The sequence below is a fragment of the Streptomyces sp. DG1A-41 genome (genome assembly GCF_037055355.1).
GTDB lineage: Bacteria > Actinomycetota > Actinomycetes > Streptomycetales > Streptomycetaceae > Streptomyces.
Window position 1 is genome coordinate 2,468,678 of the sequence record NZ_CP146350.1, and the last position, 21,361, is coordinate 2,490,038.

Sequence of the window (21,361 nt, forward strand, 5' to 3'; positions counted from 1 at the left end):
CGTCCGCCGCCGCCATCGGCTCAGGTCAGCTCCGTCACGGGCACCCGGCGGAAGGTGATGGTCTCGTAGGCGCTGAAGTCGCCGGTCTCGTACAGCAGTCCCACGGTGTCCGCGTCGACGCGCACGAGGTCGGAGTACGCGGCGGGCAGGCCGTCCACGGTGTGGGCCGGGCGCCAGGTGGTGCCGCCGTCGGTGGAGGCGCGGATCGTCATCAGGGCGCGGAAGCCCGGGTCGGCGGGGCCGGAGTACAGCAGCACGTCGGGGTCGCGGAGTTGGAGGACGCTCGCCTGGCACACGGGAGCGGGCAGGCCCGCCTGTGGACGGAAGGGTTTCACCAGGGTCTGGCCGCCGTCGGCCGAGTGGGCGTCGGCCCGGGTGCCGGGCGACGGGGAATCGTTGCGGGTGTTGACGTACACGCGGCCGTCGGGGAGTTCGGCGGCGGTGGTCTCGTTGGCGTTGATGTAGCCGTCGGTGTTGTCGTCGACGTAGCCGATCCGCCAGGTCGCGCCCCGGTCGTCGCTGAGCAGGCAGTGGCCGCCGTTGTATCTGCCCTCCGTGCCGCTGTCCGTGCCGGTGGGCGGCAGGGAGTGGTTGGCGGGGACGACGATCCGGCCCGTGCTCAGCTGGAGGGCATGGCCGGGGGTGGTGGCGTACCAGCGCCAGTGCGGCTCCTTGGTCTCCTGGGTGATCTCCTTGGGCGCGGACCAGGTGAGGCCGTCGTCGTCGCTGTGCTGCACCCACACGCGGCGCCCGTCCGCCGCGCTCACCTTGCCGCGCCGGATGGCGTCCTCGGTGGCGAGGGCGGCGTTGCGTACGTGCACGAGGAGGACGCGGCCGTTGTCGAGGACGACGGGGGCGGGGTTGCCGGCGAGGGCGTCGCCGTTCTTCGCGGCCACCAGGAGCGGGCTCCAGGTGCGGCCGCCGTCCGTGGAGCGTTTGAGTACGACGTCGATGTTCCCGAAGTCGTCCCGGGAGCCGACACGGCCTTCACAGAAGGCGAGCAGGGTGCCGATGGGGGTTCCCCCGCTCGAGCGGAGCCGAGAGTGGGGGACGGTGGCGACGACGGCGGGGATGCGGAAGCTGGCGTATCCCTCCCGGCCGGCGCGGAAGGGGACGCTGGTCTCGGTCATCGGCGGGTTCCTCCGGGCGTTCGACGACGGTACGGATGACCGGTCTCTCTGCCCAAGCCGGGCGAATCCGTGGTGAATTCCACGTCACGAGTGACCGGTCGGGGCAGGATGCGGTCGTATGGATGCCGTACGGGTCGCGCTGCTGCGGGAAGTGCTCTGCGGGACGCAGTGGCTGGGCGCCACGCGGCGGTTCGCCGGTGCGCTGCGCGGGTCGGTGGTGTCGCACGGCGGCGGGCTGCTGCTCGTCGGCACGCCGGAGTTCGAGCCGTGGCACCTGGCGGCGCACCTGGTGGACGAGGCCGCGTGGTCGGGCACGCCGGAGCTGGCCCCGACGCTGGTACGGCATGACGCGCGCCCCTCGGATCCGGCGCATCTGGCGGTCGGTCTCGGGCGGCTGGAGGCGGCCCGGCGGGGCGAGACGCTGCTGGTGGTGTCCCCCGACGGGCCCGCCGCGCCCCTCCTTGAACGGGTGTCCGACGCCCGGCGCGCCGGGGCGACGGTGCTGTCCCTCGGCCCCGGTGAGGGCGAGCTGCCGGCGATGGCCCACGAGGCCCTGGCCGTCCCCGACGGCTCGGAGCTGGACCTGGACACCGTCCAGCACCTGGTCAGCGCGGCGGCCGGGGAGAACGCCCTGCCGACGCCACGCGGCCGCCGCCGCTTCCGGGACCGGGTGGCGAGACTGGCGGAACACCTGACGGCCCCTCCGCCGGCGCGCTGGTAGGGCCGGTGGTGCGGCTGCGCGAGTCGCGCAGCCGCCGGGATGCGCCTATTCGTCGTTCCGGCCGCCCGCCGGGGCGTCGTGCCACTTGGGGTCGTTCTCCCACTGGAGGTTGCGTGCGCGGGCGGTCTCCATCGCGTGTTCGGCTTCCGGGCGGGAGGCGTACGGCCCGAACCGGTCCTTGCCCGGGCACTCCGGCCCCTCCTCGACCTTCTTGTGCTCCAGGCAGTAGTACCACTCGCCCGGCTTGCCGACCGTCCGCTTCTTGAACAGGGCCATGTCCAGCTCCTCTCGCCACCGTCATGTTCCCCCATGGCCGCTGGTTAGACTCGCTGGCATGTCTGGCCAGTCGCTGCTCGTACCGGGGGAGCTGTCCCCCACCCGTCCCGTGCCCGGAAACATCCGTCGCCCCGAGTACGTCGGCAAGCCCGCGCCGACGCCCTACACCGGACCGGAGGTGCAGACGCCCGAGACGATCGACGCGATGCGGGTCGCCGGCCGGATCGCCGCCCGGGCGATGGCGGAGGCCGCGAAGCTGATCGCCCCGGGGGTGACCACGGACGAGCTGGACAGGGTGGCGCACGAGTACATGTGCGACCACGGCGCCTACCCCTCGACGCTCGGCTACCGGGGCTTCCCGAAGTCGCTGTGCACCTCGGTCAACGAGGTCATCTGCCACGGCATCCCGGACTCGACCATCCTGCGCGACGGCGACATCGTCAACCTCGACGTGACGGCGTACATCGGCGGTGTGCACGGCGACAACAACGCGACCTACCTGGTCGGTGACGTCGGCGAGGAGTCGCGGCTGCTGGTGGAGCGGACCCGGGAGTCCCTCGACCGGGCGATCAAGGCGGTCAAGCCGGGCCGGCAGATCAACATCATCGGCCGGGTCATCGAGTCGTACGCCAAGCGCTTCGGCTACGGGGTGGTCCGGGACTTCACCGGCCACGGCATCAACAGCTCGTTCCACTCGGGCCTGATCATCCCGCACTACGACAGCCCGCACGCGACGACGGTCATCCAGCCCGGGATGACGTTCACGATCGAGCCGATGCTGACGCTCGGGACGCACGAGTACGACATGTGGGACGACGGCTGGACGGTCGTGACGAAGGACCGGAAGCGGACGGCCCAGTTCGAGCACACGCTGGTGGTGACGGAGACGGGCGCGGAGATCCTGACGTTGCCCTGATCATGATCACCCGAGCCCGCCCGGCCAGGGCGGGCTTTCTCTTGTACGCTTTTACCGACAGGGCGTCGGCAAATCCATTGACTTAGGTATGCCTTACCCAGAGGATGGGCCCATGGAATCCTTCTCGACCCTCATTCGGACCGCTTCCCGCGAGCAGCACGAGGAGGTCAGGGGCTCGACGTTCATGAGCGACCTGCTGGGGCACAAACTGGGGGTCGACGCGTTCGCCCGCTACACGGAGCAGCTGTGGTTCGTGTACGGGGCACTGGAGTCCGGGGCGGAGCGCCTGGCCGGGGACCCGGTGGCCGGCCCCTTCCTCCGCCCGGAACTGTTCCGGATGGCCTCGCTGGAACAGGACCTGGAGTACCTGCGCGGCCCCGACTGGCGATCGGGCGTCAGCGCGCTGCCCGCCACCCTGGAGTACGCGCGGCGGATCTCCGACTGCGCCCGTACCTGGCCGGCCGGCTACGTCGCCCACCACTACACCCGCTACCTCGGCGACCTCTCCGGCGGGCAGATCATCCGCGACACGGCCGAGAGGACGTGGGGTTTCCCGAAGAAGGGCGACGGGGTCCGCTTCTACGTGTTCGCACAGATCCCCAACCCGGCCGCCTTCAAGCGGGGTTACTGGGAGCTGCTGGACGCGGTGCCCGGTGACGAGCTGGAGCGGCAGCGGATCGTGTCCGAGTGCAAGCGGGCGTACGCGCTGAACAACGCGGTGTTCCAGGCGCTGGGCGAGGAGTTCCCGCTGTCGGCGTGAGCGGCCCCGGAAACCCGCTGCCGCCCATCAGCCGATTGGTCACGCCCAGAGGTCGCCGTTCGGTACCGCGTACACACGCTGTTCCACCCGCACGGACGCGCACCACCCGGGTCAGCGTTCGAGGCGGACCCGGCCGCCGACCTCGGTCCACCCGCCCGGCTGGGGCGCGGTCAGGATCTGGGAGCCCGCGCCCTGGGTGATGTTGAGGGCCCGGCCGAGCCGGTCGGTGAGCAGCAGGGCCGCCGCCCCGGTCGCCTCGTCCTCGTCGATCCCGTCGCCGCGTCCGGGGAAGGCCCGGGCGCGCACCCGTCCGGCGGGCTCGTCCTCCCACGCCCAGGCGTACACCCACTCCCCCGGCGGCGGCACGGCCAGGTCGTCGACCTCGGCGGCGCTGCCGTACTGCCGCAGGGTGCGCTGCGGCACCCACTCCGCCCGCGCCTCGATCCAGCAGAACTCCCCGTCCTGCCGGGCACCGACCACCCCGGCGGGCGTGACCAGCTCGGGCACGTCGAGCAGCCAGGCCGTCCCGACACAGGGGTGCCCGGCGAAAGGCAACCTCAGGGTGGGCGTGTAGATGTCGATCACCCCGCGCTCGGGATCATCCACGAACACGGTCTCACTGAACCCGAGTTTCGCGGCGAACGCCTGCCGCTCACTCCGCTCGGGCAGTACCGAACCCTCACGCACGACACCGAGTTCGTTGCCGTATCCACCGTTCGGCCCGCAGAAGACGCGGAGCACGTCGTAGTCAGTCACGGGGGCATTCAAACACCGCCCGGGCGGCCAGGTGGCCCCAGGCGGCCGGACCGCCGGGAAGAGACATCCCAGGCGCGACCTTCGACCTTCCCTTGACCGCTCCATGAGGGCGTACGGCTTCCACGACCTCCAGGAGGCGGACTTCCTGCCCGGCCTCAACGACAAGGCCTTCGACATCTCCAGCGCGATTCCTCCGGACAGCTGGTACGGCACGCTGCTCACGGGCGTGTTCGACTTCCAGCCGGACCCGACCGTCCTCCAAGTCGTGGTGTGGCTGCTGTATTTGATCCCGGCCCTGGCGCTGTTCCTGGCACCGGCGGGTTTCGGACAGCGCCGGACGGCAACAACACCGGCCGGGGACAGCTGAGGCCGGAGCGCTGCGCAACTCGGCGCGACGAGGTGCCGCTGCGCCCACCCGTGCCGCCCCTAGCAGCACGATTGCCCGCAGCTGGGGCGGCTGCGACGGCCCGACCTCCACAGCGCACCCACCCCCGCCCAGCCGCCGGAGGCACCCGGTAGGGTTCGCCTCCGGAAAGGGGAAGGTGAAGGAACCCGATGAACAGGGATCGCGACCCTCGAACACTCCGCAGGTCCGCCCGGAGCGCCCTCATAGCGGCCTCGGTGACCGCTTTGTCGTTGACGGCGAGCGGATGCGTCGTGGTGCACGGCGAACGGGAGATCCTCCCGTCCACCACCCGCGCCGAAGCCGCCAAGGCTCTCCAGGAGTTCACGACCGCGTACAACGAGGCCGACAAGGCCTACGACGCCTCCCTGGACGCCGACCTCACCACCGGCGCCCTGGCCGACATCGACTCGGCCCGCCTGAAAGCCGGGAAGACGAACAACCCGGACGGCAACCCGAACCACACGCCCCTGAAGCTGACGGACACGAAGTACACGATCCCCAAGAAGGCCGGCTGGCCCCGCTGGTTCCTCGTCGACGCGGCCGGCAACAAGGGCGGCACCGCCCGCTGGCTGCTCGTGTTCACCCGCAGCAGCCTGGACGACCCCTTCCAGGTGGCGTATCTCACCCTCGTCGCACCGGGCAGGGTCCCGGAGTTCAAGAAGGACGCGGACGGCTGGGCCGAGTCCGTCCCCGTGAACTCGACCGGCCTGGCCGCCGCCCCCGGCGACCTGAGCCAGGACTACACGGCCTACCTCAAGAACGGCGGAGACGGCTTCGCGGACGGCTTTCACACCAGCCAGTGGCGCGCTCTGCGCGCGAAGAACTCCAAGAAGCCGGGCCTGGTCACCCAGTACATCGACGAACCGCTGACGAACGGCGACTACCAGCCCCTCGCCCTGCGCACGGCGGACGGCGGCGCACTGGTGTTCTTCACCACACGGCACTACGAGAAGCAGACGGCCTACGCGGGCACGTCGTTCCCCATCCCCAACAAGGACGTTCTCGCGCTGACGACCGGCGAGGTCAAGCAGTCCCTCATGATGGAGTTCGTCTCCAACGAGGTGGCGCTGGACCCGCCGAAGGGCAGCGGCGACCAGAAGGTGACGATCCTCGGCCGGATCCAGGGAATGACCTCGGCACGAGGCTCGTAAGGACAGGCCAACGCCGGGTCGGCTCAGTGCCGCAGCGGCCAGGCCGCCCCGGCATGGTCGGCTTCCTCACCGGCGTACCGGGCACAGGCCTCGGTCAGGGTCTCCAGCAGGGTCAGCGGATCCGGCAGCGGATGCTCGGGCCCGCGCACCCAGCGCACGGTCTGGTCCTCACCGGGCAGCCGCGCCGGCGGTACGAGGACGTAGGAGCCGCGGCAGTGCCACCGCAGCCCGGGGTGCTCGTCCATCGTCTCGGGGTGGCAGTCCAGTTCGCAGGGCCACCACTCGTCCTCGTCCTCGGGCGTCCCGCGGGTGAGGGTGAAGAACAGCATGCGGCCGTCGTCGCTCTCGGCGACGGGCCCGACCTCGACACCGCCGGCGAGCAAACGCTCCAACGCACTGCGACCGGCATCCAGGGGCACGTCGAGGACGTCGTGCACCATGCCGGTCGCGGTGATGAAGTTGGCCTGCGGCTGATGGTGGGCCCAGCGTTCGATCTGGGCGCGGTCGGTGGTCGACTGCGTCTGCCAGGCGAAGGACACCGGGTGCCGGGCCGGGGTGGGACAGCCGACGCGGTCGCAGGAGCAGCGGTAGCCGGCCGGGTGGGCAGCGGGCGCGAGCGGCAGTCCAGCGCCGGCGGCGGCGAGCAGCAGGTCCTCACGGCCGCCGTCACCGGCGGTCTCCTTCGCCCGGCGCCCGGCGCGCAGCCACTGGGTGAGTTTGCCCTGCAGTCCGGTCCGGCCGCCGTACTCCGCGCTCATCTATCCCCTCGCCTCGCTGTCGTGCGGAACAGCATGCCTCATGGTCCCATCTTCCCGCGCGCCGGGGGGCCAGTGCCCACATCCGGGGCAGGAGGGCCGAGACATGGACCGGTGGGGCGAGGCATATGCCCGTGGGGCGAGACGTACTCCGCACCGTGATCGGGTGTCATTGCCCGCTTTGCCGTGACATGGCGTCCTACCGTGGTCGCCATGGTCACAAGGATCGCGCTGACGGGCCTCGCCTCCGCGGTTTCGGTGGTCTCGCTGACCCTCTCGGGACCGGTCGGCGCCACCCCGGCCCTCCCTGCGGGCACCCGTCCGCTGGAGGCCCGCACCCGCCCGCTGGAGTGGGGCACCGGCCCTCTGACGGTGGCTGCGCTCCCCCGGATCACCTACGTCGCCCACCGCGGCGGCGCCCGCGAGGTCCCCGAGAACAGCATGACGGGGCTGATGGCCGCCTACGTGCGCGGTACGGCGCAGGTGCTGGACTTCGACACACGGCTGCTGCGCGACGGGACGCTCGTGGTGTTCCACGACGAGACGCTGAACCGCACCACCTACCTGGGCGGCGAGGTGCGCGGCCTCGACGCCCGGGAGTGGCAGGGCGTCCGGCTGCGCCCGAAGGACGCGCTGCCCGGCAGCTGGCGGTCGGAACGGCCGCCGACGGTCGCCGAGGTGCTGGATCGTCTCGGCGGGCGGATCGTGCTGATGCTGGAGGCGAAGGACCCGCGGAGCCTCGACCGGCTGGCCGGGCTGATCCGGGCCCGCGGCCTGACCCGCTCGGTGTTCGTGAACTCCAACGACCCGGAGGTGGCCCGGCGCGCCCATCGCCTGGGCCTGCTCGCCCAGTTGTGGCGCTCGGCGCGACAACTGCGCACGGACCGCCCGGAGCGCTGGCGGTCGTACGTGGACCTGCTGGACGTGGACCACCGGGCGCGTGACGCGGATCTCGTACGGGCGGTGAACTCCGGGATCCGGCGGGTGTGGGCGCACACCGTGCTGACGGACGCGCAGCGGGACCGGGTGCTGGCGCTGGGCTGCGACGGGGTGATCACGGACGCGCCGGGGCGCCTCGCGCGGGCGGCTCAGCGAGGCGCGAGTCCGTGAAGGGCGTACTCGACGAGGGTGTCGGTGTACTCGTAGGAGATCGGGCCCGTGTGCTGGAGCCAGCGCTGGGCCAGCGGGGAGACGAAGAGCTCCAGGGCGATGCGCGGGTCGACGTCGGGCCGCACCTGCCCGGCGTCCTGCGCGGCGCGCAGCCGGCCGACGTAGAGGTCGAGTGAGGGCTGCATGAGCTTGGCGACGAGCTCGCGACCGAGTTGCTCGTTGACGACGCCCTCGGCGGCCAGCGCGCGGGACGGTGCCTCGAACCTCGGGTCGCGCAGCTGGTCCACGGTGGCGCGCAGGACGTTCTTGACGTCGGCTGCGAGGTCGCCGGTGTCGGGGAAGGCGTAAGGCACCGGACCCGCTTCCCGCAGGGACTGCTCGCCCAGGTCCAGGAACGCCTCCATCAGCACGTCCGCCTTCGACGACCACCAGCGGTAGATCGTCTGCTTCCCGACACCGGCGCGGGCGGCGATGCCCTCGATGGTGGTCTTCGGATAGCCGACCTCCACGACGAGCGCGAGGGCGGCGTCGTAGATGGCGCGGCGGGACTTCTCGCTGCGCCGGGTGGAGTCGGGGGCGGGCTTGGCGTGGGCGGACTGGGCGGACTGGGCGGACTTCTGTGCGGCCATGACTCGAATTTATCAGGTTGACAAGACGGAGCGTCTCGCGGACAGTGGAACAGCCAGGCGTGAGACGAAACGTCTCGTCGCGTAGAAGAAGCCAGGGAGGGAGCCCGACATGACCCGAGGCGGAGCCGGAAACCTGCTGGGTGTCGGCGGATCGCGCCAGAAGCTCGGCCGCGAGGCGCTGCGCGGCGGCGGCCGGGGCGGCCGGATCGGCGGCGGCCTCGATCCGCAGGCCCAGAAGCGCCAGTTGCTGCGCAAGCTCCAGGAGAAACGGCAGCAGCAGGAACGACAGGAGGGCCGCACGACCGACAAGTCGTCGTGAGCATCCCCCGCCCGGGGGAGGCCGTCCCCCCGCGGGCGGGATCCTCCCGGGGCGTCCGGCGGATGGACTGAACGCGGTTGTGACACCGCGACCGACGGACACCCGGGAGGACTCACGATGCGCGTGTGGACGAGACGACGGCTGCTCACCTCCGCGGCGACGGCCGTCTCGGCGGCGGGTCTCGCCGCGACGACGACCACGACTCCCGGGTCCTCTGGAGCCCGGGAGGCAACCACAACATCGAGATCGCGAACCTGTCCCCCGCCGACCGGGCGTCGGCGGAGGAGGCGCTGTTCCGCTGGACCGGTCAGGGTGCCGGGGGCCAGGTGTCGCCCCAGTCCGCGTCCCGTGCCGCCTTGTAGAGATCGCCGTGGCGTTTGGTGACGGTGGTGCGGCGCAGGGACGGTTCGGTCTCGCACAGGTCGAGGAGGACCTGGCCCTTGCGGATCTGCGGGCGCCTCACCACCCGGGAGGGTGCCGGGGCGACGGGGAAGCGGGCGGCGGCGACGTAGCTGAACTTCTCGTCCTCGTAGGCGAGGGAGCCGCCCTTGACCTGACGGTGCAGGGAGGAACGGCTGACCCGGGCGGAGAAGTGGCACCAGTCCGTGCCCGGCGCGATGGGGCAGGCGGCGCTGTGCGGGCACGGGGCGGCCACGTGGAAGCCGGCGTCGACCAGCCGGTCGCGGGCCTCGATGACGCGGGCGTAGCCGTCGGGGGTGCCGGGTTCGACGATCACCACGGCCCGGGCCGCGGACGCGGCGGCGTCGACGAGGGCGGTGCGGTCGGGGGCGGTCAGCTCGTTGAGGACGTAGGAGACGGTGACGAGATCAGTGCTCTCGAGGGTGAGCGCCGCTCCGATCCGAGAGCGCTGCCACCGTACGTCCCGCAGGGCCGGGTCGGCCGCGGCGATCTCCCGGCCGAGGGCGAGCGCGGGCTCGGCCCAGTCGAGCACGGTGACGGGCCGCTGTCCGCCCCAGGTCGCGCTCACGGCCCAGGCGGCGGCACCGGTTCCGCCACCGACGTCGGTGTGCCCACCCGGCACCCACCCGGGCACGGCCTCCGCGAACGCCTCCAGCGCGGAGCGGACCGCCTCGAAGGTCGCGGGCATGCGGTAAGCGGCGTAGGCGGCGACATCGGCCCGGTCGCGGAGGATGGGAGCGTCGGTCGGGGTGGCCCCGCGGTAGCTGGCGATCAGCCGCTCGACCGCCTGCGCGGCCTGCCGGGGCGGCAGCCCGTCGAGCAGACCGGCGAGGGCGGCGCGGAGGGTCTCGGCCGGGGGTGCGGGGGCGTTCACCCGGCGATTCTACGAGGACCCCGAGCCCGGAGACTCATCCGTCCAACCGGTCGGACTGTGCACAGTGCGGTCGGCATGACGCTGGAGGCCAATTGGCGCTGACCAGGGCCAACCGGTTGGATGACGTCTCGTCGGCCTTTTACTGGCCTGAGCGTCCTGACGCACGGCGCCGCTCATCTCAAGGACAGCGGCTCGCGCGACGTCAAACTCGGCGGGCGGGCTGGGCCCGCGCAAGCGCGGGCCCCACGCTCGTCACTTGGGGCACTGGCGGATGGGGTTGAGGTTGTTCACGTAGCGGGCGGTGACCCAGCCACGCGGGTTCTGGGCGAGTTTGTACCAGACGTTGTTACCGCCCACGGGTTCTCCGGTGGCCTTGCACTGGATGGCGATGGTCTGGCCGGCTCGGAGGGTGCCGACTGCCTCGGAGTCAGACCTGGGCGACTGGCGCACGGTCAGTTTGTGCTTGGCAGTGACCTTGCCCTTGCCGGGGTCCTTGCCGCCTCCTCCTCCTCCTCCGCCTCCTCCGCCGCCGTTGCAGCCGCAGTCGTCGTCGGCGTCGACGAGGGTGGCGGTTGCCGGGTTGGACAGGGACGGTACGCACTCGGGGTCGCCGTTGTAGTGGGCGGTGAGCGTGTGTCTGCCCACGGGCAGGTCGTCGATGGTGAGGGCGGCCTGCGCGGTGGTGTCGCTGGCGCGCGTCAGGGTGCGGGTGCCGCGGATGGTGGTGCCTTCCCGGAAGGTGACGGTGCCGGTGGGGGATGCGACAGGGCAGGTGACGGTGGCCGTGAACGTGACGGGGGCGGGGAAGGTGGCCTGCGTCGGGTTCGCTGTCAGGCGCGTCGTGGTCGGTTCGGTCTCCACGGGCAACGCCAAGCTGTCATACGGCGTTGCGGTGACCCTGCCGATCGGGATGTTGCCCGGGATCTGCACCAGCCCAGGCGGGTTGCGGCTTTCGGTGGGGGTGTCACGGCCGAGTTGGCCGGTACTGTTGTCTCCCCAGGAGAATACTTGCCCAGTGACTGTCGCAGCCAGGCTGTTGCCCCCGCCTGGCATGCCGCCTGCGGCGATGTCCTTGACTCGCGTACCGTCGGGCAGTGACACCAGCCGGGGACAGTCGGCGGCTTTGTTGTGACCCGCAAATTTGCTGACGCAGCTGTCCGGGTCGTCCTGGCCGGGTCCCACCTGGCCTTCATCGTCGAGGCCCCAGCCGAACACGTGTCCGTCGTTAGTAATCGCGAGGCTGTGCACAGCAAGGGGACTCACGTCGATGTCGAGGACCTTGTACTGGAGCGGGATCAGTACGGGTCTTGGCGGGTACTGGATGCCGTCGGGTCCTCCAGTGCCGCGACCCACCTGGCCTTGGCTGTTGTCGCCCCAGGCGAATACGATCCCGTCCTCGGTCAGGGCGAGCGCGTGGGTTGAACCGGCGGCGACTTTGAAGATGCCGCCTCTGAAATCGGAGACCGCCGCCTTGAGGGGTGTGGTGCTGTAGGGCCCCGTGAGATCGGGGTTGTTGAGCAGTCCGAAACGATTGGCCCCCCAGGCGTACACGTCTCCAGACCATGTCACGGCCAGGCTGTACCCCTTGTCGGGCGCCTCGCCCTGAGCACCATCAATCGCGACCATCTTGGGGTTGCCTGGGATCTGCACCTCCACTGGGGTTTGACTCGGGGTCAGTGTGCCGTTGCCGAGCTGGCCGGACGCGTTGGCCCCCCAGGCCATCACCTCGCCGGTCGATGTGAGCGCCAGGTGATGCCTGCCTCCGTCCGCAATGGCCGTGATCTCCGTTCCCTGAGAGAACGGAACCTCTGCCCAGTTCTTGGTGGGAGGGTCCAGCACCAGCACTTTGCCGGTGGTGGTCAACGCCAGGTAGCCATCGATGTCTTTGATGATCACGCCGGGCGGGAACGGCACCGGGACTGGCCTGGGGCCAAAACTGGAGCCCCAGGCGAAAAGTCTGTCGACGGGCGCAGCACGTTCCGACGACTTGTCGGCTGGTACGCGTGCCCCGGCCGGGCCTGCCGCGCCCGCCATGACGGCCGCAGCCGCCACCGCGGCGACCACACACCGCAGCCACGTCCGGGTCCTGCCGCGCGGGTACCCTGGTCTGTGACGATTCCTTGGATGCACGATGAGCCCTTCCGTGTGCAGGCTTGGCAGGCGGCTGGCTGAGCACCTGCGGTCCACCGCCCCGGTTGACCGTTCGTCAGGGCATTTCTCCAGAGCGCCGTTGCCGGTCGTTGGGTATCAGCGGATCCACCCTGTGCAGAAGACGATCAAGGCGCATCCCGGGCTACTCCGGCAGTGACGAGCAAGGTCATCTGAGAAGCCGCATCCCAACCGATCTTGGATCGTGCGAATCGACCAGGGTTCCTAGGGGGATCTTCCGCCAGTAGCGGCACGTAGGCGATGCCGGCCTCCTCGCAGGCGGCCAGGACGGCCAGCGCCTCGAAGCGTTCGGCGACGGATTCGCCCTGGGGTGGCGGCTCGATGCCCGCCCGGCAGGCCGCCCGCGACCGGCTGGGAAGCAGCGGCACTCCGCAGATCCGCAAGCTCTACAGCCCCGCTGTGCTGGCTGACGAGCGTAGCCGCGAGCACCTGAGCGAGCTTGTCGGCAGGGGCGCCCAGGTGCGGATCGCCGCCACCGCTCTCCCCCACGAGACGATCGTCATCGACCGCCGGTTCGCAATCCTCGCCGGCTTGAACGCCCCCGAAGGCCGTGAGTACACCATGACCACCGCGTCCAGTCTGGTCGGCGGGACATACGCGCTGTTCGAAGCCGCCTGGGAAAGCCACCGATCTCACAGCGTTCCCGCACGGCGACCAGCCCCGGCTCGATGCCGAGAGCCGGACCGTCCTGCGGGCGCTCGGATCAGGCACCACCGACGAGACAGCCGCACGGGAGCTCGGCATGTCCCTGCGAACCCACCGTCGCCGGGTCGCCGAACTGCTCAACGCCCTCGACGCGGGTTCGCGGCACCAAGCGGGGATGCGCGCGGGCGAGCTGGGCCTGCACGGCTGAGGCGTCGGACCAGCGCCCATCTCGCGCCCGGCACATCATCGCTCCACCTCTCACATCCCCCGCACCGCCCTGGCCACCCGCGACCCCGCCGCCGCCCTCGGCGCGCTGTCCGGGCGACGGCGACGGGGATGGACCGCGTTGGTGAGGAGGATCAGGAACGTGTCCGTCGCCGGGTCGAGGACGAGGGACGTGCCCGTGAAGCCCGTGTGGCCCGCCGCGCCGCGCCCCGCCAGGTCGCCCATGAACCACGGCTGGTCGAGGGAGAAGCCCAGGCCCGGTGGGGTGAAGAGGAGCTCGACGAAGTCGGGGCCGAGGATGCGGGCGGGGCCGTAGGAGCCGCCGGCGAGGAGGGTGCGGCAGAACACGGCGAGATCCCGGCCGGTGGAGAACAGGCCCGCGTGGCCCGCCACGCCGCCCAGCGCCCAGGCGTTCTCGTCGTGCACCTCGCCCCGCAGCATCCCCCGGTCCGCCTTGGCCCACGGCCGCCGCTGGTCCTCCGTCGCCGCCGCCCCGGGGCAGGGCCCGAACCCCGTCGCCGTCATGCCCAGCGGCCGGGTGATGCCGTCGCGGAAGAGGACGTCGAGCGTGCGGCCGGTGATGCGTTCCAGGACGTGCTGGAGGAGGAGCATGTTCAGGTCGGAGTAGCAGTACGTGCCCGGTGTCCCGACCGGCGCCTCCGCACGCAGCGCCGCCAACCGCTCGGCGTCGTCGGCGCAGTCGTAGAGCGGGAGTTCAGGCCGCAGCCCGGAGGTGTGGGTGAGCAGCTGCCGTACGGTGATGCCATGGCGGGCGGCCGCTGTGAAGTCGGGCAGGTACGCGCCCAGGCGCGCGTCGATGCCCAGGGTGCCGCGCTCGATCTGCTGAACGGCGGCAACGGCTGTGAACAATTTGGTCAGGGATGCCAGGTCGAAGGGTGTGCCGACGGTCATCGGGACCCGGTCCTCGGCAGGCAGTTCGACGCCGGCGTCGGTGTCCTCGTCGTAGGCCGTGTACCGCACGGCCCAGCCCGCCGCCTCCTCCACGGCGATCACCGGTCCGCGTCCGACGACCACGACCGCGCCCGGCGCCCAGGGGCGCTGCCCGGTGGTGAGGGCGTGGACCTCCCGGACGAGATGACGCAGTTCCCCGGGGTCGAGTCCGGCCCGTTCCGGCGTGCCGTCGCGCAGTCTTGGTGCGCTCAGCTCCCTGCTCCCTCCACGCTCGCGCGCCCGCTGTCCGTCTTCTCGTCCGTCTTCCGGTCCGTCTTCTCGTCCGCCTTCCCGGGTCGGCACATTCCCACGAAGCAGGCCAGTGCCACCAGGGCGGCGGCCAGTTGGACGACGGCCATCGGGACGGCCGTGTCCTCCCCGGCGACGCCCACGAGCGGCGACGCGATCGCGCCGATGAGGAACGACGACGTGCCGAGCAGGGCGGACGCCGAGCCGGCGGCGTGCTTGGTGCGCATCAGGGCGAGCGCCTGGGTGTTGGGCAGGGTGATGCCCATCGCGGACATCAGGACGAACAGCGCGACGGCGACGGGCGCGAGACCGACCTCGCCGAACACGCCCAGGGACATCAGCAGCAGCGCGGTCGCGGCGGTGATGACGATCGTCAGGCCGACCCCCAGCACCCGGTCCAGGCTGACCCGGCCGACCAGCACCTTGCCGTTGATCTGGCCGACGAGGACCAGCCCGACCGAGTTGGCGCCGAACAGCAGGCTGAACGTCTGCGGGGAGGCGCCGTAGATCTCCTGGATGACGAACGGGGATGCCGAGATGTAGGCGAACAGGGCGGCGAAGGCGAAGCCGCCGGTGAGGGTGTAGCCGGCGAAGGAGCGGTCGGCGAGCAGTCCGCGCATCGCGCGCAGGGCCTCGCCGACGCCGCCGCTGTGGCGCTGAGCGGGCGGCAGGGTCTCGGGCAGCTTCGTCCAGACCAGGGCCCCGATGAGGATGCCGATGACCGTGAGGACGACGAACACGCCCCGCCAGTCCGTCACGCGCAGGATCTGCCCGCCGATCAGCGGCGCCACGATCGGGGCGACCCCGGAGATCAGCATGAGGGTGGAGAAGAAGCGGGCCATGGCCATGCCGTCGTACAGGTCGCGGACGACGGCCCGGGCGATGACGATGGCGGCCGCGCCCGCGAGGCCCTGCGCCAGCCGGAAGGCGACGAGGAGTTCGACGGTGGGCGCGAGCGCGCACAGGACGGTGGCGACGACGAAGACGCCGAGTCCGGCGAGCAGCGGGCGACGGCGGCCCCACCGGTCGCTCATCGGCCCGACCACGAGCTGGCCGAGCGCCATGCCCGCCAGGCAGGTGGTGAGGGTGAGCTGGACGGTCGCGGCGGGCGAGTGCAGGGAACGGGTGACCTCCGGCAGGGCCGGGAGGTACATGTCCATCGCCAGCGGAGGTACGGCGGTCAGGCTTCCGAGGAGGAAGGTGACCAGGAGCCCGGTGCGGCGGTGCGGTGTGAGGTCGGGCCGCTGCGTCCCGGCAGCGGCCCCTTGCGCGGTGTTCGATATGGACGCCCCACCCTCGGGCATGAGTCCCTCCCTTTTCGAGTCGATCGCCACCTATGCTCTCAGCTCGTACGGACTGCTCGGGTCTTACGGACTGCTCGGGTCTTACGGACTGCTCGGGTCGTACGGACTGCTCGGGGTCACGAGGTGAAGGCGGGGCGGGAATGACGGCGGACACGGTGCGGTGGGGGATCCTGGCGACCGGAGGGATCGCGGGGGCGTTCACCGCGGACCTGATCGACCTGCCGGACGCGGAGGTCGTGGCGGTGGCGTCCCGGTCCGAGGCGTCGGCGAGGACGTTCGCGGAGCGGTTCGGGATCCCGCGGGCGTACGGCGACTGGAACGCGCTCGCGCGGGACGAGGACATCGATGTCGTCTACGTCGCCACTCCGCACACGGCGCACCGGACCGCCGCCGGCCTGTGCCTGGCGGCCGGGCGGAACGTGCTGTGCGAGAAGCCGTTCACGCTGAACGTGCGCGAGGCGGCGGAACTCGTCGCGCTGGCGCGGGAGCACGGGCGCTTCCTGATGGAGGCGATGTGGATGTACTGCAATCCGCTGGTGCGGCGGCTGAAGTCGCTCGTCGACGACGGCGCGATCGGCGAAGTGCGCACGGTCCAGGCGGATTTCGGGCTGGCCGGGCCCTTCCCGCCCTCGCACCGGCTGCGGAATCCGGAGCTGGGCGGGGGCGCGCTGCTCGATCTCGGCGTGTATCCGGTGTCGTTCGCGCAGTTGCTGCTCGGGGAGCCGTCGGACATCGCTGCGAGAGCGGTGCTCTCCGAGGAGGGCGTCGACCTCCAGACGGGAGCACTGCTCTCCTGGGGGAGCGGCGCTCTCGCCTCGGTGCACTGCTCCATCGTCGGCGGTACGGCGACCTCCGCCTCGGTCACCGGCGCGAAGGGCCGTATCGACATCCCGCACGGCTTCTTCTTCCCGGACCGCTTCGTGCTGCACCGGGACGGCCGCGACCCCGAGGAGTTCACGGCCGACCCGGCGGACGGGCCCCGCAACAGCCTCCGTCACGAGGCGGCCGAGGTGATGCGCGCGCTGCGCGCCGGTGAGACCGAGTCCCCGCTCGTCCCGCTCGACGGGACGCTCGCCGTGATGCGGACGCTCGACGCGATCCGGGATCGCGTCGGCGTCCGCTACCCGGGCGAGACCCCGGACGAGGACCTCACGGCCGAGCTCACGCCGGCTTGAGCCCCTGCTCTCCCACCTCCGTCACGAAGGACGCGGCCGTCGTGACCGGCGCCCCCTGCCGGGTCACGTACGGCACGGCCTTGAAGTCTGCCCGCGCCGACTCCCGTCCCAGGGCGACCGTGACGTAGCCGCGCCGCCCGTTGAAGAACTTCAGGTGCGGATTGGCGGACATGTAGGTGTCCCAGGTGGCGGGCTTGTCGGCGCCGTCCCGGCCGCTGGAGATCGACGTCGCCACGATCTCGGTGCCGAGGGTGGCGGAGTTCTGGTCGTCGAAGTCGTCCTTGATGTCGAAGGCGTACGCCGCGTGCACGTCGCCGCTGAGCACCATGAGGTTCTCGACGCCGGCGGCCTTCGCGCCGTCGAGGACGCGCCGGCGTGAGTCGCTGTAGCCGTCCCAGGCGTCCATCGACACCCGCGACGGGCTGGTCGCGTCCATGTGCCGCCGGGCGAACAGGACCTGCTGCGGTACGACGTTCCACAGCGCCCGCGAGGAGCGCCAGCCGTCGAGGAGCCACCGTTCCTGCGTCGCGCCGGTCATGGTGCGTGCCGGGTCGTCGGACTCGGGTCCGGGGACGTGCGCCCTGTCGCCGTAGGCCTGGTCGGAGCGGTACTGGCGGGTGTCGAGAACGTCGAACTGGGCGAGCCGGCCCAGTGCAGGCGGCGGTAGAGGCGCATGTCGGGTCCGGCCGGGCGCTGTGGGAGGCGCAGCGGCTGGTTCTCCCAGTAGTGGGGGTCCCCCCTGCTCGAGCGAAGCCGAGAGCTTGGGGGAGGGTCGCCGGAGGCGACGCCCAGCGTGAACGGGTTCTCGGTGATCCGCGCGGCGTCGAGTTCGGCGGCGGCCGCGACTCCCGGGGACGGCAGGTTGGTCGCGAAGGCCGGCGCGGCGGCGGCGCCGGTGGCGGTGAGGAAGCGGCGGCGGCCGATGTGCCGGGCGTCCGCGCGGAGTTCGGGGGCGTGCTGCGACGGGTGTGCTGCGGGTGTCATCCGGTCCTCCCCTGGCGAATGGCTGCACGGGGCATCGGAGTGGCCGGCAACGACACCTGATCGACACCCACACAGCACTCGCGTGACGGACGGATGAGTTCCGCATGGCGGGCCCTCCCGTACGCTGCGGGCCCATGAATGCCATGGAAACGGACAGGCAGAGGGACGAGCGGACGAGTGGGCGGCCGAGGGTCGCGGTGGTGACCGGGGCGGGATCCGGTATCGGGCGCGCGGTCGTCGTGGAACTGCTCCGCGCCGGCTGGTCGGTGGCGCTGGCGGGGCGGCGCGCCGGGACACTGGAGGAGACGGCGGCCCTGGCGCCCGAGGGCGCGGCTCTCGCCGTACGGACGGACGTCTCACGGCCCGAGGACGTGACCGCCCTGTTCGCCGCCACCGTCGAGCGCTTCGGGCGGGTCGACCTGCTGTTCAACAACGCGGGCACGTTCGGGCCCGGCGGTGTGCCGGTCGAGGAGCTGCCCTACGACGCGTGGCGGCACGTGGTGGACACCAACCTCAACGGGGCGTTCCTGTGCGCGCAGGCGGCGTACCGGCAGATGAAGGAGCAGGAGCCGCAGGGCGGGCGGATCATCAACAACGGCTCGATCTCCGCACACTCGCCGCGTCCGCACTCGGTGGCCTACACCGCGACCAAGCACGCTCTGACCGGCCTGACCAAGTCACTGTCGCTGGACGGGCGGCCGTACGGCATCGCCGTCGGGCAGATCGACATCGGCAACGCGGCGACGGACATGACGGCCGGTATGCAGACGGGAGCGCTTCAGGCGAACGGCGAGGTCGCCCCGGAACCGGTGATGGACGTCGCCGACGTGGCCCGCACGGTGCGGCACATGGCGGAGCTGCCGCTGGAGGCGAATGTGCAGTTCGCGACCGTACTGGCCACGGCGATGCCGTACATCGGGCGCGGCTGACGCCCGGGCCGCGCACTCGTCAACTCATCAACCTACACAAACGGAATCGAAACATCCGCACCATTGCGGCCGGTCGGACGTTTATGCTCAACTCGCCTACACGAAAGCTTCACAGTTGGAGCAGAGAGCTTCCGTCGGCCACATCCAGGGGGGTGCGGCGGCAGTCGTTCCACGGCACCGGGTGGGGGTGGACCCCGCGTGGGACCGCGGGGTGCGCACCGGTACGCGTGGAACGACTGCCGCTTACGTCAAGGGCCCGGATGCCGTACGGCCGGTGGACGTCATTCGCGGTGCCGTCCCTTCGCACGTCCGGGCGCCCTGCGTCGGCGCCATGCCCAGGCCCCGCCCGCCAGGAGCGCGACCGCGGTCCCGGCGCCTTCCACCAGTCGCCCCGCCGAGGGTCCGCGCGCGGCCGCACCGGCGGCGGACCCGCGCGCGGGTGACGCCCCCGTCCCCCGCCCCTCGCTCACCGGCTCGACCAGCGTGCCCACCGCCCGTGCCGACGCACCGTGCGCGAAACCCCAGTCGAGCAGGGCGGCGGCCTCCTCGTAGACGGCGTTGACGCTGTTGCCGGGGTGCATGACGGTCACGAGGAGGGTGCGCCCGGCCCGCGCGGCGGCTCCGGTGAAGGTGTTGCCGGCGCCGGACGTGTAGCCGTTCTTCACACCGATCAGCCCCGGATACGCCCGCAGGCCCCACTCCCCGCCCAGCAGCCGGTCGGTGTTCTGGATCTGGAACGTCTTCCCGCCCCCGGCCGGGAAGTCGGCCGTTCTCGTACGGCAGTGGGCGCGGAAGCCGGGGTCGCGCAGCCCGTACCGGGCGAAGAGCGTCAGGTCGTACGCCGAGGACAGCTGCCCCGGGTGGTCGAAGCCGTCCGGGCTGACCACGTGAGTGTCCAGGGCCTGAAGGTCCCGCGCCTTGGCCCGCATCTCGGCGACGGTCCTGGTCACACCGCCGTTCATCTGGGCGAGGACGTGCACGGCGTCGTTCCCCGAGCGCAGGAAGACGCCCTGCCAGAGCTGGTCGACGGTGTAGGTGGTCCCGGCCCGGATGCCGACGAGGCTGGAGCCCGCCGGGATTCCGGCCAGGTCGGCGGCGGTGACGGTGTGCCGGCTGCGGGGCGGGAACCTGTCGAGCAGCGTGTCTGCGAACAGCATCTTCAGCGTGGACGCGGGCGGCAGCCGCCGGTGCGCCCGGTAGGCGGCCAGCACCTCGCCGCTGTCCTGATCGGCGACCAGCCAGGACCGGGCGGTGAGCCTGCCGGGCAGTCCGGTGGTGCTGCCCACCTGCACCGCGTCGCCGGCGAGGCGGTCACCGCCGAGCACGGGGCCGGCGGCCCGGGCCGGTGCCGCGGCGGCCACCGGGGCGGCCACGGCCAGGGCGAGCACGGAACGTCTGGACAGCCGGGCTGAGTCACGCATCCCGCGACGGTACGAAGCGGAACCGCGCCGGCGTGCACGCAACGTTCAAAGACTGGCCCAAGGTCCCGCAATGATCACCGCCCGAGCAGCCGGTCGACCTCGGCCAGCTGCGCGTCGGTCAGCGCCCCCTTCCCCAGCGCCGCCGCGTTCTCCTCCGCCTGGGCGACCGAACGGAAGCCCGGGATGGGAATCGTGCGCGAGCTGCGCGCCCACACCCAGGCCAGGGCTCCCTGACCGAGCGTGCGGCCCTCGCTGGTGAGGACGTCCCTGAGCGAGTCGACGCGGGCGAGCCACTCCGGGTCGGCGCCGGATCCGTCAGCGAAACCCTGGAGCCAGGCCGGCGGCCTGCTGCGGATGTCCCCGGCCTCCAACGGCTGCCCGCCCCGGCGTTTGCCGGTGAGCAGCCCCATGGCGAGCGGACTGCGGTTGATGCTCGCGAGGCCCGCCTCCTCGCACAGCCGGATCATCTCGGGCGCGTCCTGGAGGACGTTGAGAGTGTGCTGGACGGCGGCGCAGCGCGGCCCCTCGGCGAACACGGCGGCGCGTGCGGGGTCGTCGGTGCTCCACGCGTAGGCCCGTATCAGCCCCTCACGGACCAGCTCCTCGCACGCGTCCCGGACCAGGGCGGCCTGCTCGGTGTCCGCGTCGGAGAGATGGAACTGGTAGAGATCGACGTAGTCGGTGCCGAGCCGGTCCAGGGACGCGGTCAGGGCGCGGCGCAGGTAGGCCGGGGAGGCGTCGCCGCCGGTGAGGGTCCGGGTGTCCTCGTCGAACACGTTGCCCCACTTCGTGGCGACGACGACATCGGCCCTGCGCTTGCCGAGGGCCCGGCCCAGCACGCGTTCGCTGTGTCCGGCGCCGTAGGTGTCGGCGGTGTCGAAGAAGGTGATGCCCAGGTCGAGGGCGCGCCGCACCGCCCGTACCGACTCCTCGTCGTCCACCCTGCCCCAGCCGAGCGGCCGCCCGTCGGCGTCCTGCCATTCGCCGCCGATGGCCCAGCAGCCGAACCCGAGGGCGCTCACTTCGATGCCGCTGTCTCCCAGCGGCCGTGTGGTCTCCATGCCCGGGAGGCTAGGAGTTGGAGTG

General features: G+C 71.6%; 20 protein-coding genes and 2 pseudogenes. 10 read left to right on the forward strand and 12 right to left on the reverse strand.

The genetic code is table 11. From position 1 onward, the window contains the following. Window positions 1-20: 20 nt before the first annotated feature. A complete protein-coding gene (locus V8690_RS11545; RefSeq protein ID WP_338778040.1) occupies window positions 21-1,130 on the reverse strand; it encodes a sialidase family protein in 1,110 nt (369 codons plus the stop codon). Window positions 1,131-1,248: 118 nt separating this feature from the next. On the opposite strand from V8690_RS11545, the gene V8690_RS11550 reads away from it, so the two are divergent. Continuing rightward, window positions 1,249-1,851, forward strand: a complete 603-nt coding sequence (locus tag V8690_RS11550; RefSeq protein WP_338778042.1) for a hypothetical protein — start codon at window positions 1,249-1,251, stop codon at window positions 1,849-1,851. Window positions 1,852-1,896: 45 nt separating this feature from the next. On the opposite strand, the gene V8690_RS11555 is transcribed toward V8690_RS11550, so the two are convergent. Beyond that, the gene (locus V8690_RS11555; RefSeq protein WP_338778044.1) at window positions 1,897-2,127 is read right to left on the reverse strand and encodes a hypothetical protein; all 231 of its coding nucleotides are present in this window, start codon (window positions 2,125-2,127) and stop codon (window positions 1,897-1,899) included. A gap of 58 nt (window positions 2,128-2,185) precedes the next feature. Here V8690_RS11555 and map point away from each other — a divergent pair, with 58 nt between their 5' ends. Next, complete coding sequence (map, locus tag V8690_RS11560; RefSeq protein WP_338778046.1) at window positions 2,186-3,043, forward strand: type I methionyl aminopeptidase; 858 nt, start codon at window positions 2,186-2,188, stop codon at window positions 3,041-3,043. 112 nt (window positions 3,044-3,155) lie between these two features. Then, window positions 3,156-3,803, forward strand: coding sequence for a biliverdin-producing heme oxygenase (locus V8690_RS11565; protein WP_338778048.1), 648 nt, complete (start codon window positions 3,156-3,158; stop codon window positions 3,801-3,803). A 111-nt stretch (window positions 3,804-3,914) separates the two neighbouring features. Here the strand turns inward: V8690_RS11565 and V8690_RS11570 are convergent, their stop codons facing one another. Then, window positions 3,915-4,559, reverse strand: a complete 645-nt coding sequence (locus tag V8690_RS11570) for a PhzF family phenazine biosynthesis protein (protein WP_338778050.1) — start codon at window positions 4,557-4,559, stop codon at window positions 3,915-3,917. Between the two features lie 109 nt (window positions 4,560-4,668). Between V8690_RS11570 and V8690_RS11575 the strand changes: the two are divergent. Continuing rightward, window positions 4,669-4,926: pseudogene (locus tag V8690_RS11575) on the forward strand (FTR1 family protein); the annotation flags it as partial. A gap of 188 nt (window positions 4,927-5,114) precedes the next feature. After that, a complete protein-coding gene (locus V8690_RS11580) occupies window positions 5,115-6,116 on the forward strand; it encodes a hypothetical protein (RefSeq protein WP_338778052.1) in 1,002 nt (333 codons plus the stop codon). 23 nt (window positions 6,117-6,139) lie between these two features. Here V8690_RS11580 and V8690_RS11585 read toward each other — a convergent pair whose 3' ends face one another. Continuing rightward, complete coding sequence (locus V8690_RS11585; protein WP_338778054.1) at window positions 6,140-6,874, reverse strand: bifunctional DNA primase/polymerase; 735 nt, start codon at window positions 6,872-6,874, stop codon at window positions 6,140-6,142. Window positions 6,875-7,084: 210 nt separating this feature from the next. Here V8690_RS11585 and V8690_RS11590 point away from each other — a divergent pair, with 210 nt between their 5' ends. Next, window positions 7,085-7,981 (forward strand): glycerophosphodiester phosphodiesterase, encoded by an 897-nt coding sequence (locus V8690_RS11590; RefSeq protein ID WP_338778055.1) that lies wholly within the window; start codon window positions 7,085-7,087, stop codon window positions 7,979-7,981. Here V8690_RS11590 and V8690_RS11595 read toward each other — a convergent pair. Then, the gene (locus V8690_RS11595; protein ID WP_338778056.1) at window positions 7,960-8,610 is read right to left on the reverse strand and encodes a TetR/AcrR family transcriptional regulator; all 651 of its coding nucleotides are present in this window, start codon (window positions 8,608-8,610) and stop codon (window positions 7,960-7,962) included. The two genes, V8690_RS11590 and V8690_RS11595, sit on opposite strands and share 22 nt — an antisense overlap. Window positions 8,611-8,719: 109 nt before the next feature. On the opposite strand from V8690_RS11595, the gene V8690_RS11600 reads away from it, so the two are divergent. Together V8690_RS11600 and V8690_RS11605 are read left to right on the forward strand one after the other, a co-directional pair. Continuing rightward, on the forward strand, window positions 8,720-8,929 hold the full coding sequence (locus V8690_RS11600) for a DUF6243 family protein (protein ID WP_338778057.1): 210 nt from the start codon (window positions 8,720-8,722) through the stop codon (window positions 8,927-8,929). Between the two features lie 125 nt (window positions 8,930-9,054). Further along, window positions 9,055-9,291, forward strand: a complete 237-nt coding sequence (locus V8690_RS11605) for a hypothetical protein (protein ID WP_338778059.1) — start codon at window positions 9,055-9,057, stop codon at window positions 9,289-9,291. Here the strand turns inward: V8690_RS11605 and V8690_RS11610 are convergent. The 4 genes from V8690_RS11610 to V8690_RS11625 all read right to left on the reverse strand — a co-directional run bounded on the left by V8690_RS11610 (window position 9,237) and on the right by V8690_RS11625 (window position 15,766). Next, window positions 9,237-10,223, reverse strand: coding sequence for a small ribosomal subunit Rsm22 family protein (locus tag V8690_RS11610; RefSeq protein WP_338778061.1), 987 nt, complete (start codon window positions 10,221-10,223; stop codon window positions 9,237-9,239). The two genes, V8690_RS11605 and V8690_RS11610, sit on opposite strands and share 55 nt — an antisense overlap. 252 nt (window positions 10,224-10,475) lie before the next feature. Then, a complete protein-coding gene (locus tag V8690_RS11615) occupies window positions 10,476-12,119 on the reverse strand; it encodes an Ig-like domain repeat protein (RefSeq protein WP_338778063.1) in 1,644 nt (547 codons plus the stop codon). A 1,176-nt stretch (window positions 12,120-13,295) separates the two neighbouring features. Next, entirely contained in the window at window positions 13,296-14,411 is a 1,116-nt protein-coding gene (locus V8690_RS11620; protein WP_338785317.1) for a serine hydrolase domain-containing protein, read from the reverse strand. Window positions 14,412-14,422: 11 nt separating this feature from the next. Continuing rightward, window positions 14,423-15,766, reverse strand: a complete 1,344-nt coding sequence (locus V8690_RS11625; protein WP_338778065.1) for a multidrug effflux MFS transporter — start codon at window positions 15,764-15,766, stop codon at window positions 14,423-14,425. A gap of 140 nt (window positions 15,767-15,906) precedes the next feature. Between V8690_RS11625 and V8690_RS11630 the strand changes: the two genes are divergently transcribed. Then, on the forward strand, window positions 15,907-16,941 hold the full coding sequence (locus V8690_RS11630) for a Gfo/Idh/MocA family oxidoreductase (protein WP_338778067.1): 1,035 nt from the start codon (window positions 15,907-15,909) through the stop codon (window positions 16,939-16,941). On the opposite strand, the pseudogene V8690_RS11635 reads toward V8690_RS11630, so the two are convergent. After that, a pseudogene (locus tag V8690_RS11635) lies at window positions 16,928-17,925 on the reverse strand (alkaline phosphatase D family protein). The gene V8690_RS11630 and the pseudogene V8690_RS11635 overlap by 14 nt on opposite strands. Window positions 17,926-18,059: 134 nt before the next feature. On the opposite strand from V8690_RS11635, the gene V8690_RS11640 reads away from it, so the two are divergent. Next, the gene (locus V8690_RS11640; protein ID WP_338778069.1) at window positions 18,060-18,854 is read left to right on the forward strand and encodes an SDR family oxidoreductase; all 795 of its coding nucleotides are present in this window, start codon (window positions 18,060-18,062) and stop codon (window positions 18,852-18,854) included. A gap of 281 nt (window positions 18,855-19,135) precedes the next feature. On the opposite strand, the gene V8690_RS11645 is transcribed toward V8690_RS11640, so the two are convergent. Both V8690_RS11645 and V8690_RS11650 read right to left on the reverse strand, forming a co-directional pair. Continuing rightward, window positions 19,136-20,275, reverse strand: coding sequence for a serine hydrolase (locus V8690_RS11645; protein WP_338778071.1), 1,140 nt, complete (start codon window positions 20,273-20,275; stop codon window positions 19,136-19,138). 74 nt (window positions 20,276-20,349) lie between these two features. Continuing rightward, window positions 20,350-21,336: an aldo/keto reductase gene (locus tag V8690_RS11650; protein ID WP_338778073.1), complete on the reverse strand. Its 987-nt coding sequence runs from the start codon at window positions 21,334-21,336 to the stop codon at window positions 20,350-20,352. Window positions 21,337-21,361 lie beyond the last annotated feature (25 nt).